At 71.7% G+C, this 24808-nt stretch carries 26 protein-coding genes; 12 read left to right on the top strand and 14 right to left on the bottom strand.

What is annotated here, in order from left to right; genetic code table 11:
• Window position 1: 1 nt before the first annotated feature.
• The gene (locus ACWGPE_RS00980; protein ID WP_231429048.1) at window positions 2-427 is read left to right on the top strand and encodes a winged helix-turn-helix transcriptional regulator; all 426 of its coding nucleotides are present in this window, start codon (window positions 2-4) and stop codon (window positions 425-427) included.
• 15 nt (window positions 428-442) lie between these two features.
• Here the strand turns inward: ACWGPE_RS00980 and ACWGPE_RS00975 are convergent, their stop codons facing one another.
• On the bottom strand, window positions 443-805 hold the full coding sequence (locus ACWGPE_RS00975) for a hypothetical protein (RefSeq protein ID WP_231429049.1): 363 nt from the start codon (window positions 803-805) through the stop codon (window positions 443-445).
• A gap of 65 nt (window positions 806-870) precedes the next feature.
• On the opposite strand from ACWGPE_RS00975, the gene ACWGPE_RS00970 reads away from it, so the two are divergent.
• Together ACWGPE_RS00970 and ACWGPE_RS00965 are read left to right on the top strand one after the other, a co-directional pair.
• Window positions 871-1377 (top strand): SRPBCC family protein, encoded by a 507-nt coding sequence (locus tag ACWGPE_RS00970; RefSeq protein ID WP_231429050.1) that lies wholly within the window; start codon window positions 871-873, stop codon window positions 1375-1377.
• 27 nt (window positions 1378-1404) lie between these two features.
• Window positions 1405-2496 (top strand): AI-2E family transporter, encoded by a 1092-nt coding sequence (locus ACWGPE_RS00965; protein WP_231429051.1) that lies wholly within the window; start codon window positions 1405-1407, stop codon window positions 2494-2496.
• A gap of 77 nt (window positions 2497-2573) precedes the next feature.
• On the opposite strand, the gene ACWGPE_RS00960 is transcribed toward ACWGPE_RS00965, so the two are convergent.
• Window positions 2574-4067: a DHA2 family efflux MFS transporter permease subunit gene (locus tag ACWGPE_RS00960; protein WP_275506022.1), complete on the bottom strand. Its 1494-nt coding sequence runs from the start codon at window positions 4065-4067 to the stop codon at window positions 2574-2576.
• An 84-nt stretch (window positions 4068-4151) separates the two neighbouring features.
• Here ACWGPE_RS00960 and ACWGPE_RS00955 point away from each other — a divergent pair, with 84 nt between their 5' ends.
• Entirely contained in the window at window positions 4152-4742 is a 591-nt protein-coding gene (locus ACWGPE_RS00955) for a TetR/AcrR family transcriptional regulator (RefSeq protein ID WP_231429053.1), read from the top strand.
• A gap of 48 nt (window positions 4743-4790) precedes the next feature.
• Here the strand turns inward: ACWGPE_RS00955 and ACWGPE_RS00950 are convergent, their stop codons facing one another.
• Window positions 4791-5351, bottom strand: a complete 561-nt coding sequence (locus ACWGPE_RS00950; protein ID WP_231429054.1) for an acyl-CoA thioesterase — start codon at window positions 5349-5351, stop codon at window positions 4791-4793.
• A gap of 152 nt (window positions 5352-5503) precedes the next feature.
• On the opposite strand from ACWGPE_RS00950, the gene ACWGPE_RS00945 reads away from it, so the two are divergent.
• A complete protein-coding gene (locus ACWGPE_RS00945) occupies window positions 5504-6910 on the top strand; it encodes a hypothetical protein (RefSeq protein WP_374201156.1) in 1407 nt (468 codons plus the stop codon).
• A 416-nt stretch (window positions 6911-7326) separates the two neighbouring features.
• Here the strand turns inward: ACWGPE_RS00945 and ACWGPE_RS00940 are convergent, their stop codons facing one another.
• Together ACWGPE_RS00940 and ACWGPE_RS00935 are read right to left on the bottom strand one after the other, a co-directional pair.
• Window positions 7327-7899: a hypothetical protein gene (locus ACWGPE_RS00940; protein WP_452047911.1), complete on the bottom strand. Its 573-nt coding sequence runs from the start codon at window positions 7897-7899 to the stop codon at window positions 7327-7329.
• Window positions 7896-8627, bottom strand: coding sequence for a hypothetical protein (locus ACWGPE_RS00935; protein WP_231429057.1), 732 nt, complete (start codon window positions 8625-8627; stop codon window positions 7896-7898). Before ACWGPE_RS00935 ends, ACWGPE_RS00940 begins: the two co-directional genes overlap by 4 nt.
• Window positions 8628-8747: 120 nt before the next feature.
• On the opposite strand from ACWGPE_RS00935, the gene ACWGPE_RS00930 reads away from it, so the two are divergent.
• Window positions 8748-9887 (top strand): M24 family metallopeptidase, encoded by a 1140-nt coding sequence (locus tag ACWGPE_RS00930; RefSeq protein ID WP_452047910.1) that lies wholly within the window; start codon window positions 8748-8750, stop codon window positions 9885-9887.
• A gap of 59 nt (window positions 9888-9946) precedes the next feature.
• On the opposite strand, the gene ACWGPE_RS00925 is transcribed toward ACWGPE_RS00930, so the two are convergent.
• From ACWGPE_RS00925 to ACWGPE_RS00905, 5 genes are read right to left on the bottom strand one after another with little or no spacing between them, the layout of a single operon-like run.
• Window positions 9947-10594 carry a dihydrofolate reductase family protein gene (locus tag ACWGPE_RS00925; RefSeq protein WP_275506020.1) on the bottom strand — a complete coding sequence of 216 codons (648 nt, stop codon included), beginning with the start codon at window positions 10592-10594 and terminating at the stop codon, window positions 9947-9949.
• 2 nt (window positions 10595-10596) lie between these two features.
• A complete protein-coding gene (locus tag ACWGPE_RS00920; protein WP_231429060.1) occupies window positions 10597-11730 on the bottom strand; it encodes a bifunctional 2-methylcitrate synthase/citrate synthase in 1134 nt (377 codons plus the stop codon).
• Between the two features lie 32 nt (window positions 11731-11762).
• Window positions 11763-12662: a methylisocitrate lyase gene (gene prpB / locus ACWGPE_RS00915; RefSeq protein WP_376929914.1), complete on the bottom strand. Its 900-nt coding sequence runs from the start codon at window positions 12660-12662 to the stop codon at window positions 11763-11765.
• Window positions 12662-14197, bottom strand: a complete 1536-nt coding sequence (locus tag ACWGPE_RS00910) for an MmgE/PrpD family protein (RefSeq protein WP_231432203.1) — start codon at window positions 14195-14197, stop codon at window positions 12662-12664. Before ACWGPE_RS00910 ends, prpB begins: the two co-directional genes overlap by 1 nt.
• A 35-nt stretch (window positions 14198-14232) precedes the next feature.
• Window positions 14233-14904, bottom strand: a complete 672-nt coding sequence (locus ACWGPE_RS00905) for a GntR family transcriptional regulator (protein WP_452047909.1) — start codon at window positions 14902-14904, stop codon at window positions 14233-14235.
• 126 nt (window positions 14905-15030) lie between these two features.
• Here ACWGPE_RS00905 and ACWGPE_RS00900 point away from each other — a divergent pair, with 126 nt between their 5' ends.
• The gene (locus tag ACWGPE_RS00900; protein WP_231429063.1) at window positions 15031-16344 is read left to right on the top strand and encodes an aminotransferase class V-fold PLP-dependent enzyme; all 1314 of its coding nucleotides are present in this window, start codon (window positions 15031-15033) and stop codon (window positions 16342-16344) included.
• Window positions 16341-16832, top strand: a complete 492-nt coding sequence (gene sufU / locus ACWGPE_RS00895; protein WP_231429064.1) for a Fe-S cluster assembly sulfur transfer protein SufU — start codon at window positions 16341-16343, stop codon at window positions 16830-16832. Before ACWGPE_RS00900 ends, sufU begins: the two co-directional genes overlap by 4 nt.
• Window positions 16833-16845: 13 nt before the next feature.
• Here sufU and ACWGPE_RS00890 read toward each other — a convergent pair whose 3' ends face one another.
• On the bottom strand, window positions 16846-17907 hold the full coding sequence (locus ACWGPE_RS00890) for an enoyl-CoA hydratase/isomerase family protein (protein ID WP_376929915.1): 1062 nt from the start codon (window positions 17905-17907) through the stop codon (window positions 16846-16848).
• Window positions 17908-18096: 189 nt separating this feature from the next.
• Here ACWGPE_RS00890 and ACWGPE_RS00885 point away from each other — a divergent pair, with 189 nt between their 5' ends.
• A complete protein-coding gene (locus ACWGPE_RS00885; RefSeq protein ID WP_275506017.1) occupies window positions 18097-18735 on the top strand; it encodes a LysE family translocator in 639 nt (212 codons plus the stop codon).
• Between the two features lie 6 nt (window positions 18736-18741).
• Here the strand turns inward: ACWGPE_RS00885 and ACWGPE_RS00880 are convergent, their stop codons facing one another.
• The gene (locus ACWGPE_RS00880) at window positions 18742-19299 is read right to left on the bottom strand and encodes a YbhB/YbcL family Raf kinase inhibitor-like protein (protein ID WP_231429067.1); all 558 of its coding nucleotides are present in this window, start codon (window positions 19297-19299) and stop codon (window positions 18742-18744) included.
• 68 nt (window positions 19300-19367) lie between these two features.
• On the opposite strand from ACWGPE_RS00880, the gene trhO reads away from it, so the two are divergent.
• Window positions 19368-20267 (top strand): oxygen-dependent tRNA uridine(34) hydroxylase TrhO, encoded by a 900-nt coding sequence (gene trhO, locus ACWGPE_RS00875; protein WP_452047908.1) that lies wholly within the window; start codon window positions 19368-19370, stop codon window positions 20265-20267.
• Between the two features lie 81 nt (window positions 20268-20348).
• On the opposite strand, the gene ACWGPE_RS00870 is transcribed toward trhO, so the two are convergent.
• Window positions 20349-20939 (bottom strand): TetR family transcriptional regulator, encoded by a 591-nt coding sequence (locus ACWGPE_RS00870; RefSeq protein WP_231429069.1) that lies wholly within the window; start codon window positions 20937-20939, stop codon window positions 20349-20351.
• Window positions 20940-21045: 106 nt separating this feature from the next.
• Between ACWGPE_RS00870 and ACWGPE_RS00865 the strand changes: the two genes are divergently transcribed.
• The gene (locus ACWGPE_RS00865; RefSeq protein ID WP_452047907.1) at window positions 21046-22296 is read left to right on the top strand and encodes an FAD-dependent monooxygenase; all 1251 of its coding nucleotides are present in this window, start codon (window positions 21046-21048) and stop codon (window positions 22294-22296) included.
• A gap of 51 nt (window positions 22297-22347) precedes the next feature.
• Here ACWGPE_RS00865 and ACWGPE_RS00860 read toward each other — a convergent pair whose 3' ends face one another.
• Window positions 22348-23796, bottom strand: coding sequence for an LssY C-terminal domain-containing protein (locus ACWGPE_RS00860; protein ID WP_231429071.1), 1449 nt, complete (start codon window positions 23794-23796; stop codon window positions 22348-22350).
• Between the two features lie 64 nt (window positions 23797-23860).
• Here ACWGPE_RS00860 and ACWGPE_RS00855 point away from each other — a divergent pair, with 64 nt between their 5' ends.
• Window positions 23861-24631, top strand: a complete 771-nt coding sequence (locus ACWGPE_RS00855) for an isocitrate lyase/PEP mutase family protein (protein WP_376929917.1) — start codon at window positions 23861-23863, stop codon at window positions 24629-24631.
• The last annotated feature ends 177 nt before the right edge of the window (window positions 24632-24808 follow it).

Here is a 24808-nt window from a genome sequence, read left to right as displayed (position 1 = left end):
CATGGCGACCCCGCTGACCGCCGACGCCGTCGTCGATCGCCTGCCGCCCGCGGCGTCGCCGTGCAGCGTCGAGCACGAGGCGAGCGACGTCATCCGCGACGTGCTCGCCCGCGTCGGCGACAAGTGGAGCCTGCTCGTCGTCGGGCTGCTGCACGACGAACCGCTGCGCTTCACCGAACTGCAGCGCCGCATCGACGGCATCTCGCACCGCATGCTCACGCAGACCCTGCGCAACCTGCAGCGCGACGGACTCGTCTCACGGACGAGCTACGCCGAGATCCCGCCGCGCGTCGAGTACGCCGCGACCGAGCTCGGCCGTTCGCTCGCCGAACCCGTGCTCGGACTCGTGGGGTGGGCTGCCGCCCACCACGAGCAGATCACCGACGCCCGCGACGCCTTCGACGAGGCATCCACCCGAACGGGGTGAGACCCGGTGCCGGGGTCAGAAGATGAACATCTGGCCGAGCACGATGATCGCGATGACGAACAGCGCGATGATGGCGCCCGCGATCGCCAGCGACTTCGCCGAGAGATTCGCGACGACGTAGCCCACGAGGATCGGCACGGCCACGAGGAAGAGCGTCACGATCCACCAGAAGGTCTGGTAGGCGCCGGTGCCCACTTCTTCGAGCCGCCCCGAGAACAGCTGCTGCGTGTGCGGGTTCGTCGCGAATGCGAACGCGGCCGACAGCGGCAGGGCGACGAGGACGAGCACGATCAGGCCGGCGAGCCAGCCCCACAGCCCCGACTTGCCCTCGGTGATGTCCATCGTCTCTTCGTGCGCAACGCGCCCCTTCGAACTCATGCCACCGACTCTAGTGGTTCGTGCATCCGCGGGCTTAGCCTGAATTGAACGAAAGACTGGGGGCGATGATGACCGCGAAACCGACCGGGCACTACGTGCTGAAGGCCGACGGGCTCTACCTGCAGTTCGATCGGCTGTTCCATGCGCCCATCGAGGACGTCTGGTACAGCCTCACGAACCCGAACGCCATGAAGGCGTGGATCGGCACCTACACGGGCAGCCCGTCGACGGGCGGCGTGCGCTTCCAGATGAGCGAGGAGGGCGCCGAGTGGATGAACGTCTCCATCCTCGAGTGCGCGGCACCCCACCGGTTCACGGCCGATTCGGGGTCGGGACCGAGCGGGGTCCGGGTGTTCTGCCACCTCGTCGAGGGCGGCGGCATGACGACCCTGACGCTCGGCCAGCGCGTGAAGGACGGGGCGGACGCGGCGAGCATCGGCCCGGGCTGGGACTTCTACCTCGACCGGCTCATCGCCGCCCGCTCGGGCGCCGCGATGCCCGCGTGGGAGACCTACTTCCCCCAGTTCTCGCCCCATTACCGCGAACTGAAGGTCCCCGACACCGCCAACTGAGGCCGGCCCGACCCTAGACTGGCGCGCGTGAACACGGCAGAACGCCTCCGGCGGCGACGCGATCGCCCGCGCGACGGGCTCTTCGTCAACCACCCGCTGCGCTGGGGCTTCATCGTCACGCTCGGCGTGCTGCTCGCGCTCATGCTCGCGTCGGCGCTCGTCGCGCTGCAGGGCGTCGTGCTCTCGGTGTTCATCGCCGCGTTCGTCGCGCTCGGGCTCGACCCGCTCATCCGCTGGTTCCAGCGCAGGGGGATGCCTCGGGGCGCCGCGATCGTGACCGTCATCCTGTTGTTCGTCGCCGTCGTGGTCGGCATCGTGTGGCTCGTGGTGCCGCCGGTCGTCAACCAGGCGGCGGTCTTCATCAAGACGATGCCGGCCGAGATCCACCACCTGGTCGACTCCGGGTGGTTCGAGCGGTACGACGAGTCGACGAACGGCGTGCTCTCGTCGATCGTCGAGTGGGTCGGCGGGGTGCTCACCGACCCCGACACGTGGGCGGCGATCGGCGGCGGCGCCCTGCAGTTCGGCGCCGCACTGCTCGACGGCATCTCGACGGGCGTGTTCGTCGTGGTGCTCTCGATCTACTTCATCGCGACCCTCGACACGACCAAGCGCGCCTGCTACACCCTGGTGGCCGCGAGCCACCGAGCCCGGGTCGAGAGCCTCGCCGAGCGCATCATGCTCTCGGTCGGCAAGTACCTGAGCGGCATGGTCGTGCTCGCGTTCTGCAACTCCGTGTTCTCGACGATCCTGCTCGCGGCAGTCGGCGTGAAGTACGCCCTCTTCATCGGTGTGCTCGCGTTCTTCATCACGCTCATCCCGCTCATCGGTACCGTCATCACGACCGTGATCATGACGATCGTCGCGCTCTTCGTCTCGCCGCTCGCCGGCATCATCGTGCTCATCGCGATGCTCGTCTACATGCAGGTCGAGGCGTACATCCTGACGCCGAAGGTGATGGGCAAGGCCGTGCAGGTGCCCGGCACGATCGTGCTCATCTCCGCCCTCGCGGGCGGCACGCTGCTCGGCCTGCTCGGCGCCCTCGTGGCGATCCCGATCTCGGCGGGCATCCTGCTCATCATCCGCGAGGTCGTGATCCCGAGGCAGGCGCGCAGCTAGCGGTTTCGCCGCCCACGGCCCCTCCGCCTGCCGCGCCACCCTCTGCGCCGCGCCTTCGCCGCCCGGTCGCGGCCGCGCTACACGGCAGCAGGCTCGGGCTCGGCAGGCTCGGCGCGCGCGGCCGGGCCGGCCGGCTCGGCTCCGACCGCGGATGCCCCGGCCGCGTCGTCCTCGGCCGCCGGACCCTGCTCGCCGGTGCCGCGGCCCGCGGGCAGGAAGAGCGCCGCGACGAGCGCGACCACGAGGCCGGCGGCGCCGACGAGCACGGCCGGCACCGCGGCATCCGTGAAGCCGGTGGGCGTGAGCTCACCACCCGCTCCCGTGAAGACGGCCGTCAGCACCGCGACGCCGAGCGCGACGCCGACCTCGCGGAGCGTCGAGTTCGTGCCCGATGCCTTGGCGTGGTCGTCTTCGGGCATGTGCGCGAGCACGGCGGTCGACATCGGGGCGAAGACGAGCGACATGCCGATGCCGGCCATGAGGAACGGCCCGACGAGCGACGCGTAGGCGACGTCGGGGTCCATCTCGAGCGCGATCCAGGTGAGCGCCGCGGCCTGCAGGGCGAGACCGGTGACGATGAGGGTGCGCGTGCCGACGCGCGGGGCGATCGCGCCGGCGATCGGGGCGATGAACATGGGCGCGAGCGTCCACGGCATCGTCTGCACGCCGGCTTCGAGGGGCGACGCGCCCTGCACGACCTGCAGGAACTGGATGAGCACGAAGACCGAGCCGAACATGCCGAAGCTGAACCAGAAGCCGACGAGGTTGGCCGCCGTGAAGCTGCGGTCGCGGAAGAGGCGCAGCGGCAGCAGTGGCGCCTTCGCCCGCGCCTCCCAGGCGATGAACCCGGCGAGCAGCAGCGCGCCGGCGACGAGCGAGCCGATCACCTCGGGGCTCTCCCAGCCCGCGTCGTTGCCGCGGACGATCCCGAAGACGAGCCCGAGCACGCCGAGACCGGCGAGCGCGACCCCGACGAGGTCGATGCGGGCCCGCGCCCCGAGCGTGTTCGGCAGCACGGCGAGTGCGAGCGGGATCGCGACGAGGCCGACGGGCACGTTGAGCCAGAAGATGGCCTGCCAGTTCCAGCCCTCGATGACGGCGCCGCCGATGAGCGGGCCGAGCGCGACGCCGAGGCCGGCGACGCCGCCCCAGATGCCGATCGCCATCGGGCGCAGTCGCTTCGGCACGCTGCCGGCGAGCAGGGTGAGCGAGAGCGGCATGATGCCCGCGGCGCCGAAGCCCTGCACGGCGCGGCTCGCGATGACCATCCACGGCTCGGTGCTGAGCGCGACGAGCACGCTCGCCCCGGTGAAGATCGCGATCGCGACGACGAAGACGGTGCGGCGGCCGATGCGGTCGCCGAGCGCGGCCGCGGCGAGGATGAAGGTCGCGAACGCGAGCGTGAAGGCGTTGACGAACCACTGCAGCTCTTCGATCGAGGCACCGAGGTCGACGGCCATCGCTGGGAGCGCATTGGTGATGACGAGGTTGTCGAGCGTCGCCATGAACATCGGCAGGGATGCCGCGACGATCGCGAGCCACACGGGGATGCGGCGTGCGCTGGTGGACATCGGAAGCTCCTTCGAGATGATGTGGTAATCGACTGATAACCAGTATGGGAGCGACTGTAGTAATCGACTGATAACATGTCAAGCATGAGTTCCACCACGGATCGCATCCCCGCGACGGAGCGGCGCGAACAGATCCTCGAAGCCGCCACCGGCGTGTTCGGCGAGCTCGGCTACGCCGGCGCCACGACCGACCGCGTCGCGAAGGCCGCCGGCATCAGCCAGCCCTACGTCGTGCGCCTCTTCGGCACGAAGGAGCAGCTGTTCATCGACGTGCTCGAGCGCACCTGCGCCCGCATCCTCGCGGCCTTCGACGCGGCGGTCGCCGACGAGACCTCGGAGAAGCCGGTCGGCCCGCGCATCGGCGAGGCGTACGTCGAGCTCGTCGAGACCGACCGCGGCATCCTGCTCGCGCTGATGCAGGGGTTCCTCCTCGGCCACGACCCCCGCATCGGTCCGGTCGCGCGCGCCGGGTTCATGCGCATCTACTCGCGCATGCGCGACGTGATGGACGCCGACGAGGCGATGCGCTTCATGGCCCAGGGCATGCTCATCAACACGCTCATCGCCTCGAACCTGACCGAGCAGATCGACGACGGCCCGGTCGACGAGCTGTTCGCGTGCACGTTCGGCGACAAGCTCGGCCTCGTGCTCGAGGGGCTCGCGAAGGAGGCCTGAACGGGGGTCTCGACACGGCGCTCCGCGCCGACCCGACCGCCGGGGGCGTCACTCCCAGATCGACGGCGCCGCGGCGCGGGTCACGGGGAGCGCGACGTCCTTGCCCCAGCGCTCCATCCACTCGGGGATGCCTTCGAAGCCCTCGACGCCGAACGCCTCGACGAGCTCGCCCATCGGCACCGTGCCGCCCGCCTTCCGCAGGAACCGGGCCCTGATGTATCCCGTGGCATAGATCTCGGGCTTGCCCGATGCATCGGGGCGCACGAATCGCTGCTCCATGTAGACGGCCTTGTCGTCGTGGCCGATGATGCGCGACTCGACCGTGAACCGCTTCCACGGATTGAGCGACTTGCGGAACGTGATCGTCTCGCTCGCGACCACCGGGTACCAGCCGCGATCACGCATGAGCTGCCAGACGCCGTTGCGCACGAGCATCTCGAACCGCGCGACATCCATGATCGAGAAGTAGACCCCGTTGTTCATGTGGTTGAGGATGTCGAGGTCGGTCGGCAGCGTGACGAAGTTCGTGCGGGCGACGTCGCCGTGGCCGAGCCGTGAGCGGAAGCGCGCGAGGACGAAATGCAGCATCGTGCGGAAGAACATGTGCATGATCCACGACTGTATGACGAGATCGCAGTGGATATGGATAATCCGTCGATCCAGACAATCACGGGCGGATGCCTCGCGCCGAAGTTGTGGGGACCGGTCACGACGCGCGTGCCCCTGCCTGGCGGAGCCGCTACCGTGGTGTCGTGCTCGCCATGCTGAAGACGACGGGACGGCTGCTCGCCGCGCACTGGCCGGCACTGCTCGCGTGGTTCCTCGCCGGAGTGCTCGTCCGCTATCTCGTCATCGAGCTCGCCGGGTTCGTCGGGGCGTACAGCGCGGTCGGCGGCCTGCTGCTCATGCCGCTCGCGATCCTCGCGCGGCTCGTGGGCTTCGTGGCCATGTTCCTCACCGTGCGAGACGGCATGGCCCGTCTCGGTGCGATCGCCCCGCTGCCGCCGTCGGCGTCGGAGCGGCGCCGGGCATTCGTCGACGCACTGCTCGCCGGCGTGCTGCCGTTCTTCGCGTTCTACGCCGCCTGGGGCTACCTGCGCGACGACATGGCCGCCTACTCGGCACGTGCACTCGAGGTGCAGACGGAGGTCAACGGGGCGTCCGAGCTGCTGGGCGGCGAGGCGGTCGCTCGCGGTGCGGGCACCATCGACCAGCTCGGCTTCGAACCCGTCACGATCCTGCTCATCGTCGTCGCCTTCGCCGGTCGTTGGGCCTGGAATCGCTACCGCGACCGGCTCCCCCGCCTGCTCAGCCTCGTCGCCGTCTACCTCGAGGCGATCTGGGTGTTCCTCACCGTGATGCTGCTCTCGCAGGCGACCGGCTGGATCGGCGAGTGGGTCGCCTCGCGGCAGGGGATGGTGTGGCTCGCCGACCTCCGCGCGTGGACCGCCGAGCAGCTGGTGCCGATCGCCTGGGTCTGGGAGGGCGTCGAGTGGCTCCTCGGCGAACTCGGCGGCGTCATCCTGCTGCCGGTCGCCTGGCTCACGATCGCAGGGGTGATCTACGGGCAGGCGGTCGCCGCCGAGGCGCCGCAGCTGTCCGTCGGCATCCTCGATCGGGCGCGCCACGGCTGGGGCGCACTCCCGTCGGGCCTCCGCCGCCGGCTCGCCGACATCGGAGGCGAGCTCGTCTCGCGGTTCCGACCCATCGGCCGCGCCTTCGTGCTCATGTGGCGCGCGGGGCCGGTGCTGATCGGCGGCTACATCCTGCTCGCCACCCTCCTCGTCGCCGGCGAGCGGCTGCTGGGCTACGGCATCACCCGGGCGATCGGACCGCACGACCTGAAGACGTTCTGGTTCGTGGCCGACACGGCCATCCTGCTCGTCGTGCCGCTCGTGACGGAACCCGTGCGCATCGCCCTCGTCTCGAGTGCGTACGACGCGGTCATCGGACGGCTCGCCACGACGGATGCCTCGGCGCCCGGCGCCCCGACGGCGCCCGGTTCCGACGCCGATGCCGCGGCGGCCTCAGTCGCCGACGGGCAGCCGGAGGATCGCCGGCGCGTCGGCGACGAGCTCGAGGTCGACGACGAACGGGCCCTCGGCATCGGGCGGGAGGACGAACGGAGCGACGATGTCGAACGGCTCGGTCCCCATGAGCGCGCATGAGGTGGTGTTCCAGCCGAGGAGGATCCCCGACTGATCCCACTGCCGCTGCTCGCCGCCCGTCTCGAGCAGCGTCGGCGGGAAGCATCCCGGTTCCTCATCGCCCGGCACCACCGGGATGGTGACCTCGATGAGGCGAGCGTCCTGCGGGATGTCGTGCTCGTCGGTGACGGGCAGCTCTTCGACGGTCGCGGGCCCCCATGTCGTGCCCGCGTAGTCGTACGTCTGCCCCCACTCGACCTCGATCGGCACGATCTGCGCGCGAGTCGCGTTCGTGCTCGCCTCGTTCGAGCTGATGATGCCGAAGGTCGCGGGCACGAGCAGCGCCAGCGCGACGAGGGCTGCGGCGTTGCGCCGCCACCAGCCGCCCGGGCGTCGGCGTCGCCCTGGCCGCACGGACCCCTCCTGCCGCACCTCGCTCATGAGCCCGCCCAGTCGACGGGCGCGATCTCGGCCTCCCCGACGTGCTCGAGATCGTCGAGCGGCACGCGGGTCTCGAGCACGGAGTCGAGTCGGTCGTCGAGGTTCAGGCCGAAGCGCAGCACGAGCTCGTCCGGTACGCCCGCTGCGCCGGCGTCGAGCGCGCCCTCGGGCAGCTCGAATGCGACCGAGCCGGCCGACGGCAGGCCGACCGAGAGCGGATGGCCGAACATCGAATCGGGCGGGCGCTCGCTCGCCCGGTAGGTGCGGCCGCCGAGGCGGAGGGTCACGAACTGCAACAGGGTTCCCGTCTCCATCCGGGTCGCCTCGGACTCGACATCGACGACCACCCACTCCCCCTCGGCCCGCCAGCCCTCGTTCACCACGGCGTCGGCGCCGCGCACGCCGGTGACGGTGAGCGCGAGGTTCCGGCCCTCGGCGCGCATCCCCACCGGCGCGGCGACGACGAACGGCTGCTCGGCGGAGTCCTCGGCCGGGGTCACGGCCGTGACGCCCCAGGCCGCCGCGACCAAGGCGGCGCCCGCGACCGCGGGCACCCAGCGGCGGGTCACCCGGCGGCCCCTTCGTCGCTCTGACCGACGGCGGGATCGACGGGCGGGTCGTCCGCGGCATCCGCATCGGGATCCTTCCCCGCCCCGACATCCTCGATCGCGACGGTGACGTACGCCGCCGGAACCGGGTCCTCCCAGCTCCGGCCGCTCGCCACGAACGACGCGGTGTAGAGGGTCTCGTCGCGCACCACGAAGCGCAGCTCCTGGTCGTCGCGGTACGACCGCCCATCGACCGCCCACGCGAGCACGAGGGTCGCCGGCACCCCGGGCTGCAGCCACGGTCCGAAGGTGCCGTCGTCGAGCCGGGCGACCTCATCGGCCTCGACCACGTCGGAGCCCCGCTCGAGGACGACCGCGTCTCGCACGCTGTAACCCCGCGCAGTCATGAGCGGCTCGGTCCACAGGTTCTCGGCGTCGACGACGAGCGCGAGCACCCGCTGTCCCGGCTCGACCGTGATGCCGGCCTCGGGCAGCTCGTCGATGAGCACCGCGCGCTGCACCGCGACGGCGAGCTGGTCGTTGCGATGCTCCTCGCCGACGGCGAGGGCGGCGGGGCCGGGCTCCTCCGCGGTGGCCAGGCCGCCGAAGGCGGCGGTCGCCGCGAGGAAGAGCACGGTGCCCGCGGTCGCGAACCACTTCGTCGGCACCCGGTCGCTCGCGGTGCGCAGCCAGTGGAACCGCCGCTTGGGCACGGGCTGCTGCGCCCGCGTCTCGGGTTCCGGTTCCACGTCAGCAGCATAGGGTGCGGCGAGCGGTCGAGGCATCCGACATGCTCGGTGGCCCGCCGCCGCGCGCCGCCACCGGGCGCCCCATTCGGCGCCTCGGGGCCCCGCCGTAGACTCCATGGCATGTCGACCGCCGCCGCCACGACCACCGAACGCCTCCGCCGCCTCGCCGGCACCGCACGCGACGCCGACGTCGATGTCGTGCTGGTCGCGCCCGGGCCAGACCTCGCCTACCTCGTCGGCCGCTCGGTCGCCTCGCACGAGCGGCTCACGCTGCTGGCCGTGCCCTCGGACGCACCCGACGATGCGGTCATGATCCTGCCCGCCCTCGAGCGCGGCGGCTGGGACGGGAGCCCGGCCGAGGCGCCCGGAATCCGTTTCGTGACGTGGCTCGACGGCGAGGACCCCTACGCCGCGCTGCTCGGCGAACTCGGCGCCGATCTCGGCGCCGCGGCCGTCGACGACCACCTCCCGTTCCTGCACGCGTTCCGGCTGCAGTCGGCCCGACCCGAGCTGCGCCTGCGGCCCGCCGGCGAACTCATCGGCGAACTGCGGATGCGCAAGGAGCCGCACGAGATCGAGGAGCTGGCCTCGGTCGGCGCGGCGATCGACCGTGTGCACCGGCGCATCGGCGAATGGCTCCGCGCCGGCCGCACCGAGAACGAGGTCGCCGCCGACATCGCCGCCGCGCTCGTCGAAGAGGGACACCGCACGGCCGACTTCGTGATCGTCGCGTCGGGCCCGAACGGCGCATCGCCGCACCACGAGGCATCCGACCGGGTCATCGAGGCCGGCGACCCCGTGGTCGTCGACATCGGCGGGCCGAACCCGGCGGGCTACAACTCCGACAGCACGCGCACCTACCTCGTGGCGGGCGGCGAGCCCGACCCCGAGTTCGCGCTGGTCCACGAACTCGTGCGCACCGCGCAGCGCGCCGCCGTCGCCGCCGTGCGGCCCGGCGCGACCGCCGAGTCGATCGACCGAGCCGCGCGCGAGGTGATCGAGCAGGCCGGGTACGGCGAGTTCTTCATCACGCGCACGGGCCACGGCATCGGGCTCGAGGTGCACGAGCACCCCTACATCGTCGCCGGCAACACGCGGCCGCTCGAGCCCGGCATGGCGTTCTCGATCGAGCCCGGGGTCTACCTGCCCGGGCGGTTCGGGGTGCGCATCGAGGACATCGTCGTGGTCGGCGACGAGGGCGCGGTGCTCATGAACACCTCGGCCGTCGACCTCATCACGGTCCAGCCGTCGGTCGAGTAGGTGCGGAGCGCCGTATCGAGACCACCGGCGAGTGGTCTCGATACGCTCGCTGGCGCTCGCTACTCGACCGCCTCCGGACGCAGCACCCGGTAGCGCAGATGCGTCGCTTTCGCGCCCTGCGCGACGCTGAGCGTCTCGAGCTCGACGCGGTGCGCCGCCGAGTCGGGGAACAGTCGCGAGCCGCCGCCGAGGAGCACGGGCACGAGGTGCAGGCGCGCCTCGTCGACGAGGCCGGCGGCGAGCGCCTGGCGGGCCACCTCTGCGCCGCCCATCACGCACACCGACGCGGCGCTCGCGGCGGCACTCGCACGCTCGACCGCCTCGGCCACCCCGCCCGTGACGAACTCGAATCGCGAGCCGCCGCGCACGATCGGCTCGCGATCGCGACTCGTGACGACGAAGCACGGCCGGCCCTCGAACACCGGGTCGTCGCTCCACGGGCCCTCGCCCACGTCGAACGTGCGCCGACCGATGACGAACGCCCCCGTCGACTCGAACATGCGCTCGGCCGCCTCGCGATCGATGCGCTGCGGCCCCGTGTCGACGACGGCGTCGCTGTCGCGCGGCACCGTCCCGTCGAACACCGAGTTGCGGATCCACTCGTGCACGCGTTCGCCGTCGATGCCGAGCGGATGCTCGAGGCTCACGCCGTGTGCGGCCGTGAAGCCGTCGAGCGTCATCGTCATCTCGAGGAAGACGTGCGACATGGTCAGCCCTTGGCCGGGACGTGCCGCTCGTCGACCCCGTTGTACACCGAGAGCGGGCGGATGAGCGCGTTCGACGCGGCCTGCTCCATGATGTGCGCCGTCCACCCGGTGACCCGCGAGGCGACGAACAGCGGCGTGAAGGTCAGGGTGTCGAAGCCCATCATGTGGTACGTCGGGCCCGCCGGGTAGTCGAGGTTCGGCTTGATGTTCTTGCGCTCGCCCATCGCCTGCTCGAGGGCGACGTAGAGCTCGAGCAGGTCGGGGCGGTCGTAGAACTCGACCATGCGCTCCATCGCGTCGCGCATCGTCGGCACGCGCGAATCGCCGTTCTTGTAGACGCGGTGCCCGAAGCCCATGATCTTGCGCTTGGAGGCGAGCGCGTCGTCGAGCCACGCCACCGCGCGCTCCGCGCCGCCCTCGCCCGGGCCGATCTCATCGAACGCGTGCATGACCGCTTCGTTGGCGCCGCCGTGCAACGGCCCCTTGAGCGCACCGATCGCACCCGTGACGGCGGAGTACAGGTCGGCCAGCGTCGAGGTGATGACCCGCGCCGTGAACGTCGACGCATTGAAGGAGTGCTCGGCGTACAGGATCATCGACACGTCGAAGGCGTTCGCGACCGGCAGCTCGGGCACCTCGCCGAACGTCTGCCAGAGGAAGTTCGCCGAGTACCCGAGGTCGTCGCGCGGCTCGACGAACTCGAGTCCGCGCCGCCGCAGCTGGTCGTAGGCGACGATCGACGGCAGCTTCGCGAAGAGCCGGATCGCCTTGTCGAGGTTGGCCTCGGGCGAGTCGTCCGGCGTCGCGGGGTCGCTCGCGCCGATGACGCTCACCGCCGTGCGCACGACGTCCATCGGGTGCGCCGACAGCGGCAGCTCGTCGATGATCCGCTTCACCTCGTGGTCGAGGCCGCGCAGCGACCGCTCGCGGTCCTCGAACGCGGCGAGCTCGTCGTCGTTCGGCAGCTCGCCGTACCAGAGCAGGTACGCGACCTCCTCGAACGTGCACGACGCGGCGAGCTCCTGCACGGGGTACCCGCGGTAGAGCAGCGAGTTCGTCTCGGGGTTGACCTTCGAGATGGCGGTGTAGTCGACCGGCACCCCGGCCAGCCCCTTGTAGATCTCCTGCTCGGCCATGGATGCTCCCTTGCGTTGGCGTTCTGCGGTCGTCAGCGTGCGACGGTGAAGTTGAAGATCGAGGTGTCGAAGTGGTTGTACGCCTCGTAGTCGACGAGCTCGTAGAGCTCGGCCCGGTGCTGCATGTCGCCGAGCTTGGCGCTGAGCGAACCGGATGCCTCGAGCTCGTCGAGCCCGCGCATCGCACTGCCCATCGCGAGTCGCAGCAGCGACACCGGCCAGATGACGATGTTCATGCCGACATCGGCCAGCTGCTGCACCGTGAAGAGCTCGCTCTTGCCGAACTCGGTCATGTTCGCGAGCAGCGGCACGTCGACCGCGGCGCGGATCGCAGCGAACTCCTCGAGCGAGCGCATCGCCTCGGGGAAGATCGCGTCGGCACCGGCGTCGACGAGCGCCTTCGCCCGGTCGATCGCGGCCTGCAGCCCGTCGACCGCGGCGATGTCGGTGCGCGCCATGATGAGGAAGTTCTCGTCGCGGCGCGCGTCGACCGCGGCACGGATGCGGCGCAGCGCGGTCTCGTCGTCGACGACCTGCTTGCCGTCGAGGTGGCCGCAGCGCTTCGGGTTGACCTGGTCCTCGATATGGAGGCCGGCGAGACCCGCGTCCTCCATCTCCTGCACGGTGCGGGCGACGTTCATCGGCTCGCCGAAGCCGGTGTCGGCGTCGATGATGGCCGGCAGCTCGGTCATGCGGGCGATCTGCCTGCCCCGGCCGGCGACCTCGGTGAGCGTCGTCAGCCCGATGTCGGGCAGGCCGAGGTCGGCCGACAGCACGGCGCCCGAGATGTAGACGCCCTCGAAGCCGCGTTCGCCGATGAGCTTCGCCGACAGCGGGTTGAACGCGCCGGGGAACCGCATGATCTCGCCGGTCGCGAGCCGCTCGCGGAAGAGCCGCCGCTTCTCGTGGGCCGGAATGGATGAGTACAGCATCAGAACAGCCCCTCGGGGATCTCGACGCCCGTGAGGGCGCCCGGCGCGACCGTGAAGGTGAGGCCGCCGAGCTCGTCGGGGCCGAGCTCGGGCAGGCGCTGCGCGACGTCGAGGAACCGCTCGATCTCGTCGGGCGTGAGCGCCCACTCGGCGAGCGTGCGGAACTTGTTCACGTACTGCTCGCGGGCGAACGGCCGGGCGCCGAGCGGGTGCGCGTCGGCCACGGCGATCTCGTCGACGATCTCGCCGCCGTCGGCGAGCTTGATCACGACGCGGCCGCCGAACGCCTTCTCGGCGATGTCGAGCGAGTGGTACCGGCGGGTCCACTCGGGGTCCTCGACGGTCGACACCTTCTTCCAGAGCGCGATCGTCTCGGGGCGGTGCGCACGCTCGGGCGAGTACGAGACCTCGTGGTCCCAGGCCCCGTCTTGCAGCGCCACCGTGAAGATGTACGGGATCGAGTGGTCGAGCGTCTCGCGCGAGGCATCCGGGTCGTATTTCTGCGGGTCGTTCGCGCCCGAGCCGATGACGTAGTGCGTGTGGTGCGAGGTGTGCAGCGTGATCGACTCGATGTGCTCGGCGTCGAGGATCAGCGGGTACTCCTCGTGGAGCTTGCGGGCGAGGTCGATCCACGCCTGCGCCTGGTACTCGGCCGAGTGCTCCTTCGTGTACGAGTCGAGGATGGCGCGCTTCGACTCGCCCTCGTCGGGCAGCGGCACCTCGTACGAGCCGTCGGGCCCGTCGAGCAGCCACGCGATCACGCCGTCCTCGCCCTCGTAGATCGGCACGGGGCTCGTCTGGCCGCGCATCGCGCGGTCGACGGCCTCGATCGCCATCTTGCCGGCGAACGCGGGCGCGTGAGCCTTCCACGTCGAGATCTCGCCCTTGCGCGACTGGCGCGTCGCGGTGGTCGTGTGCAGGGCCTGCCCGATCGCCTGGAAGATCGTCTCGCGGTCGAGGCCCAGCAGGGTGCCGATGCCGGCGGCGGCCGACGGGCCGAGGTGCGCGACGTGGTCGATCTTGTGCTGGTGGAGCGAGATCGCCTTGGCGAGGTCGACCTGGATCTCGTAGCCGGTCGCGATGCCCCGCACGAGGTCGCGCCCGCTGAGGCCGCGGCCCTGCGCGAGGTGCTGGGCGACCGCGGTGATCGGCGGGATGTTGTCGCCCGGGTGCGAGTACTCGGCCGCGAGGAAGGTGTCGTGGTAGTCGAGCTCGCGCACGGCGACGCCGTTGGCCCACGCCGCCCACTCGGGGCTCGTGCGGCGTGCCGCGTCGGCGCCGAACACGGTCGCGCCGTCGCCGCCGATCGAGACGGGGTGGGCGAGTGCCTGGCTGCGGGCCGAGACGACGGGGCGGCGTGCGATCGCGGCCGCCGCGACCGCGGCGTTGTCGATGACGCGGTTCACCACCATGTCGACGACGTCGTCGTCGAGCTCGACCGGGTCGGTCGCGACACCGGCGAGCGCCCAGGCGAGCTGGCCCTCGCGCTGCAGGTTCTCATCGCTGCGGTGCGTGCGGACGTGGTGGTTGTGCATGGGGTGGACCTTTCTGAAGTGTTCCATCGGTCAGGCTACGCGGTGCCCGTCGGGCTGACGAGCGCGGATCTCTCCTCGATCGACGCGAGCGCGTGCCGGAGGCTGAGGTGCAGGTGCACGTGGGTGGCGTGCGCCGCGAGATCGGTGTCGCCGGCGATGATCGCGTCGACGATGAGCAGGTGCTCCGATGCCGCGGCGCGGAGTCGTTCGGGGTGCTGGCGCGCGAGCCGGCGCACGCGGGCCGAGTGCAGGCGGGCGCTCTGCAGGGCGGCGGCGAGCATGGGGTTGGCGACGGCCGCCTCGATCTCGTCGTCGAGGGCGTCGACGACGTCGTAGTAGGCGCGAAGCCCGTCGTCGCCCCCGTCGAGCAGCTCGGGCGCCTCGGCGAGCCGACGCCGCAGCTCGGCGAAGCGAGCCGGGTCGCGACGGCGCGCGGCGAGGCGCGAGGCCTGGCCTTCGAGCGCCTCGCGCACCTCGTAGAGCGAGACGATGCTCGCGGCGTCGAGCGCAGAGACCTGCAGCACGCGCGCCGAGGCGGCCGTCGCGAGCCCGTCGGCCTCGAGTCGCGCGAGCGCCTCGCGCACCGGGGTGCGGGAGACGCCGAGCCGGTTCGCCTGCTCGACCTCGGCGAGCGCGGTTCCGGGCGCGAGCACGCCGTCGAGGATCTCCTCGCGGAGCGCCCGGTAGGCGCGTTCACTCGCTCGCATGGTTACCCTCCCCCACTCATGTATACGCTCACGCCCGCTTCGGCGCAAATTCCGAGCAAATCTGGCAATTGTGTATACATCGAGGTCCCAGCCGACACGGCTCTCATGCGTGGGACGATTGAAGGGATGAGCACCACCGACCTCGACCGCATCGGCGCACGTGCGGTCTCAGACCTCCGCGGCGACTTCCCCGCATTCGCCGACCGCTCGGCCCCGGCGTACCTCGACTCCGCCGCGACCGCACAACGCCCGCGGCAGGTGCTCGACGCCGAACGCGACTACCTCGAACGGCACCTCGCGCCCGTGCACCGCGGTGCGAGCGCGGCCGTGGGCCGCTCGACGACGCTCTTCGAAGACGCCCGTGCGACGGTCGCGCGCTTCGTCGGCGCCGGCGACCGCGAGGTCGTCTGGACCGAGAACGCCACCGACGCGCTCAACATCGTCGCGCTCGGCCTGGCCGACGCCTCGGCCGGACTCGCCGGCCCCGAGGCATCCCGATTCGTGCTCGAAGCCGGCGACGAGATCGTCGTGACCGAGGCCGAGCACCACGCGAACCTCATCCCGTGGCAACGACTCGCGGCCCGCACGGGCGCGCGCCTGCGCGGCGTGCGGGTCGACGAGCACGGGCTGTGGTCGCTCGACGGGCTCGCGGCCGAGCTCTCGGAGCGCACCCGGGTCGTGGCGTTCGCCGAGGTGTCGAACGTCACGGGTTTCATCGCGCCCGTCGCCGACGTCGTCGCGCTCGTGCGCGAGCGGGCGCCGCGGGCGCTCGTCGTGCTCGATGCGTGCCAGTCCGTTCCGCACCGCCCGACCGACTTCGCGGCGCTCGGCGTCGACTTCGCCGCGTTCTCGGGACACAAGATGCTCGGTCCGAACGGCATCGGCGTGCTCTACGGACGCGCCGAGCTGCTCGACGCGCTGCCGCCCGCTCGCACCGGCGGATCGACGATCACCCGGGTGACGCTCGACCATGCCGAGTTCCTGCCGGCACCGCACCGCTTCGAGGCGGGCACCCAGCCCGTGTCGCAGGCCGTCGCCCTCGCCGAGGCGGTGCGCTACCTCGAGGCGATCGGCATGGAGGCGGTCGCCGCCCACGAGCAGGCGCTCGCGGCGCGCGTCGTCGACCGGCTCGCGTCGCTGCCCGGCGTGCGGGTCGTCGGCCCGCAGGCCGGTGCCCCGCGTGCGGGCCTCGTCGCGGTCGGCGTCGAGGGGGTGCACGCGCACGACGTGGGGCAGTTCCTCGACGAGGCCGGCGTCGTCGTGCGGGTCGGCCACCACTGCGCGCAGCCGCTGCACCGTGCGCTCGGCGTCACCGCCACGACGCGTGCGAGCGCGCACGTCTACACGACGGCCGACGAGATGGACCGCTTCGTCGACGCACTCGGTGAGGTGCGACGGTTCTTCGGCGTCGCCGACCAGGCCGCGGCGGTGATCGCGTGAGCGGGCTCGAGGGGCTGTACCAGCAGATCATCCTCGACCAGTCGAAGCGGCGCAACGGCGACCGACTGCTCGAGGACCCCGACGCCGAGCACCACGAGTACAACCCGACCTGCGGCGACGAGATCACCGTGCGCGTGAAGCTCTCGTCCGCCGATGCCGCCGACTCGACCGACGACCGCGGCGGCCCCGGCACCGCCCGCATCGCCGAGCTCGCCTGGCAGGGCGACGGGTGCTCGATCTCGATGGCCTCGGCGTCGACGCTCACCGAACTCGTCGCCGGGCGCACGGTCGACGAGGCGCGCGAGCTCATCGAGGCGTTCCGCGCGATGCTGCGGTCGCAGGGGGCGGGCGAACCCGATGAAGAGGTGCTCGGCGACGCGATCGCGTTCCACGGCGTCTCGAAGTACGTGATGCGCGTCAAGTGCGCGATGCTCGCGTGGGTCGCGCTCGAGGCGTGCCTCGCGCAGGCGACCCGACCCGCTCGCTGAGGAACGGCGCCCCTCAACCGGCGGGAGTGTCGAAGACGCGGCCGGCGCTCGGGTCGTCGAGCACGCGCGCGCCGAGGTCGCGCGGCAGGTCGCGCAGCTCGGGCGGGTTCCACTTCGGGTCGCGGTCCTTGTCGATCACCTGCGCCCGGATGCCCTCGTGCAGGTCGTGCTGGCCGAGGAACCAGTTGACCGCGCGGAACTCCTGCTCGAGCGCCGCCTCGAGGTTCGGCAGGGTGCGCGCCCGGCGCACCGATTCGAGCGTCACGGCCATCGCCGTCGGCGAGAGCGTCTCGAGCTCGTCGGCCGCGGTCGCGGCATCGGGGTGCCCGTGCGCGCGCAGTCGGGCGATGATCTCCCCCACCGAGGGCGCGACGTAGCAGTCGTCGATCCAGTCACGGGCGAGGGCGAGCGTGGATGCCTCGGCCGGCGTCTCGTCGAAGAGCATGACGATCTCGGCGGGGCTGCCGGGGTCGGCGCGCTCGGCGAGCGCCTGCAGCAGGTGCGGCAGATCGCGTGAAGGGACGTAGGCGTCGGCGAAGCCGGCGTAGAGGGCATCGGCCGCGGTCATCGTGCGCGAGTTGAGGGCGAGGTGCACGCCGAGCTCGCCCGGCGCCTTCGCGAGCAACCACGTGCCGCCCACGTCGGGAGTGAAGCCGATGCGGGTCTCGGGCATCGCGAGCTTCGACCGCTCGGTGACGACGCGGATCGAGGCGTGGCCCGAGAGGCCGATGCCGCCGCCCATCGTGATGCCGTCCATGATCGACACGACGGGTTTCGGGTAGCGCGCGATCGCGGCGTCGAGCCGGTACTCGGTGCGGAAGAAGTCGCGCGCCTCGCCGTGCCCGCCGTTGGTCGCGTAGCCGTAGAGCTCGCGGATGTCGCCGCCCGCGCAGAACCCGCGGTCGCCCGCGCCGTCGAGCACGACGACGCCGACCTCGCTGTCGTCGCGCCAGGCGTCGAACACGGCGGTGAGTTCACGCACCATCTCGTAGGAGAGGGCGTTGATGGCCTGCGGTCGGTCGAGCGTGACGTGGCCGACGCCGTCGGCGACCGTCGCGGAGATGTGGGCGCTCACGTGTGCCACCGTATCGCTCCGAGTCGTCCTCCACGGGTTCGAGTGCCCGCCCGGCCCCACCCGCGCCGCATGCAGAGCACCGGCACCGGGCCGGGCGGAAGGGGCACCGCGGATCCGTCCGCATGGCGAGCGACCGCCCGGGGAGGTGCGAGGGCGGGTTGAGGGAGCGATCAGGCGTACGATTCCGGAATGGTCCCCGCATCGAACCTCTGGGCGTTCATCGTCGCGTCGGTCGTGCTCATCGTCATCCCGGGGCCGAGCGTGCTGTTCGTCATCGGGCGGTCGCTCGCACTCGGCCGCGTGGGCGGGCTGCTCAGCGTCGTCGGCAACGCGATCGGCATGCTCCCGCTCATCGCCGCCGTCGCGCTCGGCGTCGGGGTGATCGTCGCGCAGTCGGTCGTCGTCTTCACGGCGATCAAGATCGCGGGCGCGCTCTACCTCGCATATCTCGGCATCCAGGCGATCCGGCACCGGGCCGACGCGTCGGCCGCGGTGACCGGAACCGTCGTGCGCCGCTCACCCGTGCGGCTGCTCTCCGAGGGATTCTTCGTCGGCGTCTCGAACCCGAAGACCATCGCGTTCTTCGTCGCGGTGCTGCCGCAGTTCGTCGACTTCGACGCCGGCTCGATCCCGCTGCAGCTCGCCGAGCTCGGCCTCGTGTTCGTCGTGCTCGCCCTCGCGTGCGACTCCGTGTGGGCGCTCGCGGCCGGGTCGGCTCGCGACTGGTTCGCGAAGTCGCCGAAGCGCGCCGAGCACCTCGCGGCGACCGGCGGCGTGATGATGATCGGCCTCGGCGGCGTGCTCGCCTTCAGCGGCTCGAAGCACTGACGCGGGCTACGCGTCGGCGGGGTTCACGTCGGTGCCGACGAGGATGCCCCGGGCCACGCCGTTGAAGAAGCACTGGGCACTCAGCACCGTCGGCGTCGTCGTCGCGGGGTCGACGTCGAGTCGCTCGACCCCCAGCGCGTGCACGACGAAGAAGTAGCGGTGCACGCCGGTACCGGCGGGCGGCCCGGAGCCGCGGTACCGGGGCTCGCGGTACTCGTTGTCGAGCACGACCACGCCCTCGGGCAGCAGGCCTCGCGACAGCGCATCGGGCGCGCCGGCGCCGGCCTCGAGCGATGTCGTCGTCACCGGGATGTTCGCCACGGCCCAGTGCCACCAACCCGCCCCGCTCGGCGCATCGGCGTCGAAGCACGTCACCGCGAAGCTCTTCGTCTCCGCCGGGAATCCCGTCCAGCCGAGCTGCGGCGACACGTCGGACCCGCCGCGACCGGCGCTCCGCTGCGGCGCGGCGAGCGGCTGCCCCGGCTCGAGGTCCGCGCTCGTCACCGTGAACGAGTCGAGGGGCCTCAGGGCCTGCAACTGCGCGTAGGGATCGTAGTCGAACATCGGCGTCCTCTCCGGCCTCGGACGCGGCATCCGAGGCCGTCGTCAGCCTACGCCCGTAAGATCTGCGGGTGCCCGTCGCCAAGATCCTGCTGTACTACGCCTTCACGCCGCTCGCCGACCCCGAGGCGATCCGGCTGTGGCAGCGCGACCTCGCCGAATCGCTCGGACTCCGCGGGCGCCTGCTCATCTCGCACGACGGGCTCAACGGCACCCTCGGCGGCGAGCTGCGGGCGCTCAAGCGCTACGTGCGCAAGACCCGCGAGTACGCGCCCTTCAAGCACGTCGACTTCAAGTGGAGCGAGGGCACGGGCCTCGACGACGAGGGCCGCAGCCTCGACTTCCCGAAGCTCAGCGTCAAGGTGCGCGACGAGATCGTGTCGTTCGGCGCGCCCGGCGAGCTCCGCGTCGACGAGACGGGCGTCCTGGGTGGCGGCACGAAGCTCGACCCCGACGCGCTGCACGACCTCGTCGGCGAGCGCGGCGACGACGTCGTCTTCTTCGACGGCCGCAACGCGCTCGAGGCCGAGATCGGGAGGTTCCGCGGAGCGATCGTGCCGCCGACCGAGACGACGCGCGACTTCGTCGGCCTGCTCGACTCGGGAGCGTACGACCACCTCAAGGACCGCCCGGTCGTCACGTACTGCACGGGCGGGATCCGATGCGAGGTGCTCTCGAGCCTCATGACGAGCCGCGGCTTCGGCGAGGTCTACCAGCTCGACGGCGGCATCGTGCGCTACGGCGAGCGCTACGGCGACGACGGGCTCTGGGAGGGATCGCTGTACGTCTTCGACGGGCGCGGGTCGATCGACTTCTCCGACCATGCGGCCGTCATCGGCGAGTGCGCCCGCTGCGGTGCGGCGACCAGCAGGACCGCCAATTGCACGGATGCCTCGTGCGACGCCGAGTTCGTGCTGTGCGAGCCGTGCGGCGCCGCGCCGTGCGCGGCGCACCGATCGCTCGTGGAGTAGCGGCGACGCACCTCGAAACCACGTGACCGGTCGCGAGACCGGGCCACCAGGGCGTCGATACGGGTGCGACTTCGTCGCGCGCTACTCGGCCGGCGGCGCGGTCTGCGGCTCCCCCGCGATCGCCGCGACGGCGAGCGCGAGCTCGTCGCCCGTCGGCACCAGGTCGGGGTCGACGAGCCACAGGATGCCGAGGCTCTGCGTCAGCGCGAAGTCGAGCTTCGCGATCGCGTCGACCCGGGCGTCGTCGAGCTCGGGCCGGGAGATGCGAAGATGCTCGGCGATCCCGCGGCAGGCCTCGTTCGTCGCCGCGGCGAGGTCGTGCGCGCCTTCGGGACCGCGCAGCACACGCACCGTGTTCTCGAGGCTGGCGAGCAGGGCCTCGCGGTTGTCGGCGAACACCTCGGGCATGCGGTTGAAGAGCGCCGCGAACCCCTCGAGGGCCGGGAGCGCGGTCGTCTCCTGGATGACGGCCTCCATGCGATCGCCGATACCCGATCCGAGCGACTCCGTGAGCGCCTCGGTGATGAGCTGCTCCTTCGACCCGAAGTGGTAGCCGATCGCCGCCAGGCTCACGCCGGCCGCCGCCGCGATGTCGCGCGCGGTCGCCTTCGCCACGCCGCGCTCGAGGATCACCCGGCGCGCGCCCTCCAACAGGTCCTCACGATTGCCCATGCCCCCATCGTACCGAACGATTCAGACGTTTGTATTAGACATCTGTCTAACAGAGGTGTAGAACAGACGTATCAGACAAATGTCTCAATCCTGGAGGAGCACGAACATGAGCAGCACCGCAGCACCGCACGTCCTGATCTCCGGCGCCGGCATCGCCGGCCTCGCGCTCGCACTGCAACTCGTGCGCCACGGCATCCGCGCCACCGTCGTCGAGCGCGCCGACGCGCCGCGCCCCGGCGGCCAGGCCGTCGACCTGCGCGGCGCGAGCCGCGAGGTCGCCGAGCGCATGGGGCTCATGCCGGGCATCGACGCCCGCCGGGTGCACGAGACCGGCATGTCCTACGTCGACGAACAGGGCCGGGTCTTCGGCCGCATGTCGATGGAGGACTTCGACGGCGAGGGCGCCGTCGCCGAGATCGAGATCGCCCGCGGCGACCTCGCCGATGCACTGCTCGAGGCGCTCGACGAGGCGGCGGCCACCGCTCCGGGGCTCGTCGAGGTGCGCTACGGCGACCGCATCACTGCGCTCGAACAGCACGACGACCGCGTCGACGTCGGCTTCGAGCACGCCGCGCCCGCCTCGTTCGACCTCGTCGTCGGCGCCGACGGCGTGCACTCGGCGACCCGGCGACTCGCCTTCGGCCCCGAGGAGAGCTACGCGCACCCGCTCGGCGGATACGCCGCGTTCTTCACCCTGCCGACGCCGGCCGACCTCGAGCCCGGCTGGTTCGCGTTGCGCTTCGTGCCCGGCATCGCGTTCGGTCTCCGGCCCGACCGCGACCCGGCCACCTCGAAGGCGATCCTGACGCTGCGCGGCGCGCACGACCCCGCCCTGCGCGGCGACCGCGCCGCGCAGGAGGCGTTCGTCCGCCGGGCGCTCGACGGCGCCGGGTGGCACGCCGACACCATCGTCGCGGCGATGGCCGAGGCATCCGACTTCTACTTCGACGAGCTCGTGCGCATCGACCTCGACGAGCCGGTGAACGGCCGGGTCGCGCTCCTCGGCGATGCCGCGTCGTGCGGCTCGCCGATGACGGGCATGGGCACCGCGACCGCGCTCATCGGCGCCTACCTGCTCGCCGAGCACGTCGTGGCCTCGCCCGGGGAGCTGCCGGCGGCGCTCGCCCGGTACGCGAGCGACATCGCGCCGTTCGTCGACGCGGGCAAGCGGATCCCGGGCGGCGGCATCAAGCGCATGGTGCCGGCGAGCCGGTTCGACGCGACGATGGCCAGGCTGATGACGCGCGTGATGCTGTCGAAGCCGTTCCTGCCGGTCGTGCGGCGCATGTTCGCGGCCGGAACGCCCGACCTGGCACTGCCCGCGATCGAGCCGGGCGGACGGGTCGCGGCCGGGTGAAGGCGGCGGGACGTTCGTCCCGCCCCCGCGGCCCGTCGACGGTCGTCGCGCTCAGCCGGCGGAGCGATACCGCGGGCGGCGCGACCAGGTGCGGGCCGCCCGGCTCGACAGTGCGAGCAGCACGAGGATGTCGACGGCGAGGGTCAGCAGCGTCGTGCGGATCGTGATCTCGGCGCTGCCGACCCAGTAGTCGATCGCCGACAGCAGCGTCGACAGCACGGCGACCACCATGACGGTGACGCGGGCCCAGTTGCTGCCCCGGAAGACGAGCCAGGCGAAGACGAGCTGCGCGAGCAGCACGATCGCCCCGGCGCCCACGATGAACCACAGCACGATCTGCGCCGCGTCGGCGTCGGAGACGTCGTCGATGTGGATGTCGGCCGCCTCGCCCACGATCGTCGGCCACTGCATCGCGAGCGAGATGAGCCAGACGACGCCGAGCAGCACGCGCACCACGATGAGCGCGGCACCGAGCGAGATCGTGATCGGCCGTCGAGCGGCCGCCGGCCGAGGCATCCGGCCGGTGTCGCGCTCGGCGAGACGGGCGAACGGCTCGAAGGCGGTGCGCTTGCCGACCTCGCCGGGCCCGCCGCCGGCGGCGAGTGCGGCCTCGAGCTCGTCGCGTCGTGCGCGCGCCGCCGCATCGGCGGCCGCGGGTTCCACGCCGATGGCATCGCCCAGCACGACGACCGGCAGGTCGCCGTCGGTGCGGATCGTGTCGCCGCCGCCGTTGCGCGAGTGGTAGCCGGTCGAGAAGTCGCTGATCACCCCGACCTCGACGGGCACGCCCGAGTCGACGAGCGTACGCACGATGTGGTCGCGCTCGACGTCGGTGTCGGCGTCGATCTTGTGCGTGATCTGCAGGGTGAAGAGCGAGAACCCGACCGAGCGGTCGAACGTGCCGGCGGCGAGCCAGTCGACCCGGCGCCCGCCCGGCAGCAGCCAGCCGTCGGGGGTGCGCCAGAACCGCACGTGGTGGCGCTTCGCCGGGTTGCCCGCGACCTCCTGCTGGTAGGCGAAGTCCTGCATCCGGCCGAAGAGGAAGAGGGGGCTCACGGGCGCCTCGTCGTAGCTCCTGCGCGTGAGCGTCGAGGCGATGATGCGCCAGCTCGAACGGGCGTCGACATCGTCGGCACGGGTCCAGCCGGCGGCGGCCATCGCCTCGTGCAGCGATCGCTCGTCGCCCCGGAGCGCGAGGTTCACGGGGTCGCCCAGCAGCCCGTCGCTCGTGCGGGCCCGGCCGATGAAGTAGTCGGGCACGTAGATCGTCGTGAGGATGCGGTGCAGGCGCGGCAGCACGAGGTACGCGAGCACGAGCCAGAACACGACGAAGAACAGCGGCCCGAACCAGCCCCAGTCGAAGCTCTGCTCGAGCACGAGCCAGGCCAGCCAGATCGAGGCGAGCCCCGCGTAGACGAAGAAGAAGCCGTCGAGCACGGCACTGAGCGACACCCTGCGGGCGCGCGGCGGCCCGGATGCCTCGGCCGGACGCTCCCCCATGTCCGAATGCTACTCGCGGCGAACGCACGGCGCCCCTGTCGGACGAGGCCCATAGGGTGAGGTCATGACCCTCGCCGAGACCGCCGCCGAACTCCGCCGACTGCACGCCGCCCCCGAGCTCCTGCAGGTGGTGAACGTGTGGGACGTCGTGAGCGCCCGCGCCGTCGCCGCCCTGCCCGAGACCCGCGCCCTCGCCACCGCCGGCCACTCGATCGCCGCGTCGTTCGGCTACGCCGACGGCGAGATCCCGGTCGAGCTCATGCTCGACATGGCCGGTCGCATCGCCCGCGCCGTCGAGGTCCCGGTGAGCGCCGACCTCGACGACGGCTACGGCGCCCCCGGCGAGACGGTCCGTCGTGCGATCGGCGAGGGCATCGTCGGCGCGAACATCGAAGACCGGCTGAAGCCGCTCACCGAGTCGGTCGCCACGGTGCAGGCGGCCGTCGCCGCGGCCGAGGCCGAGGGCGTCCCGTTCGCCCTCAACGCCCGGACCGACGCGTGGCTGCGCGGCCGCGAACGCCCGCGCGAGGTGTGGATCGCCGACGTCGTCGAGCGCGGCAGCGCCTACCTCGACGCCGGTGCGACGAGCGTGTTCGTTCCCGGCGTGTTCGGCGAGGCCGAGATCGAAGAGATCGTCGCCGCCCTCGGCGAGCAGAAGCTGGCCCTCATCGGGCTGCCAGGGGTGCCGGCCCCCGCCCGCCTCGAGGCGCTCGGCGTCGCCCGCCTCTCCTACGGCCCGACGACCCAGCGGGTCGCACTCGGAGCCCTGCAGGACCTCGCGACCGACCTCTATTCGGGCGGGGTGCTGCCCGACGGCATCCGGGCGCTGAACTGAGACCGAGCGATCCTTGCGCTGATCTGCGAATCCCCCACGAGACGGATGCCCGAGGGCCCGCACGCTCGCTAGGGTGAGCATGTCCGCGGCCTCGGCCGCGAGCATGGGTCGAGCGGGGGCGCGGCCCGGTCCCCGAGCTCGTCGAGGGGGCGACCTGCGACGCCCCTGACGTGAGGA

The sequence above is a fragment of the Agromyces sp. NPDC055658 genome (assembly GCF_053618155.1).
Note: the sequence above shows the minus strand (reverse complement) of the source record. Positions and strands in the feature narration are given on the sequence as shown.

Coding starts and splice junctions, on each gene's coding strand:
- ACWGPE_RS00920 (WP_231429060.1), bottom strand. CDS start 11,730: ATGGCCGAGCAGGAGATCTACAAGGGGCTGGCCGGGGTGCCGGTCGAC.
- ACWGPE_RS00885 (WP_275506017.1), top strand. CDS start 18,097: ATGGTCCCCGCATCGAACCTCTGGGCGTTCATCGTCGCGTCGGTCGTG.
- ACWGPE_RS00865 (WP_452047907.1), top strand. CDS start 21,046: ATGAGCAGCACCGCAGCACCGCACGTCCTGATCTCCGGCGCCGGCATC.
- ACWGPE_RS00975 (WP_231429049.1), bottom strand. CDS start 805: ATGAGTTCGAAGGGGCGCGTTGCGCACGAAGAGACGATGGACATCACC.
- ACWGPE_RS00880 (WP_231429067.1), bottom strand. CDS start 19,299: ATGTTCGACTACGATCCCTACGCGCAGTTGCAGGCCCTGAGGCCCCTC.
- ACWGPE_RS00870 (WP_231429069.1), bottom strand. CDS start 20,939: ATGGGCAATCGTGAGGACCTGTTGGAGGGCGCGCGCCGGGTGATCCTC.
- ACWGPE_RS00980 (WP_231429048.1), top strand. CDS start 2: ATGGCGACCCCGCTGACCGCCGACGCCGTCGTCGATCGCCTGCCGCCC.
- ACWGPE_RS00945 (WP_374201156.1), top strand. CDS start 5,504: ATGCTGAAGACGACGGGACGGCTGCTCGCCGCGCACTGGCCGGCACTG.
- ACWGPE_RS00925 (WP_275506020.1), bottom strand. CDS start 10,594: ATGTCGCACGTCTTCCTCGAGATGACGATGACGCTCGACGGCTTCACG.
- ACWGPE_RS00910 (WP_231432203.1), bottom strand. CDS start 14,197: ATGCACAACCACCACGTCCGCACGCACCGCAGCGATGAGAACCTGCAG.
- ACWGPE_RS00860 (WP_231429071.1), bottom strand. CDS start 23,796: ATGGGGGAGCGTCCGGCCGAGGCATCCGGGCCGCCGCGCGCCCGCAGG.
- ACWGPE_RS00960 (WP_275506022.1), bottom strand. CDS start 4,067: ATGTCCACCAGCGCACGCCGCATCCCCGTGTGGCTCGCGATCGTCGCG.
- ACWGPE_RS00950 (WP_231429054.1), bottom strand. CDS start 5,351: ATGCACATGTTCTTCCGCACGATGCTGCATTTCGTCCTCGCGCGCTTC.
- ACWGPE_RS00970 (WP_231429050.1), top strand. CDS start 871: ATGATGACCGCGAAACCGACCGGGCACTACGTGCTGAAGGCCGACGGG.
- ACWGPE_RS00900 (WP_231429063.1), top strand. CDS start 15,031: ATGAGCACCACCGACCTCGACCGCATCGGCGCACGTGCGGTCTCAGAC.
- ACWGPE_RS00930 (WP_452047910.1), top strand. CDS start 8,748: ATGTCGACCGCCGCCGCCACGACCACCGAACGCCTCCGCCGCCTCGCC.
- ACWGPE_RS00855 (WP_376929917.1), top strand. CDS start 23,861: ATGACCCTCGCCGAGACCGCCGCCGAACTCCGCCGACTGCACGCCGCC.
- prpB (WP_376929914.1), bottom strand. CDS start 12,662: ATGCTGTACTCATCCATTCCGGCCCACGAGAAGCGGCGGCTCTTCCGC.
- ACWGPE_RS00955 (WP_231429053.1), top strand. CDS start 4,152: ATGAGTTCCACCACGGATCGCATCCCCGCGACGGAGCGGCGCGAACAG.
- ACWGPE_RS00905 (WP_452047909.1), bottom strand. CDS start 14,904: ATGCGAGCGAGTGAACGCGCCTACCGGGCGCTCCGCGAGGAGATCCTC.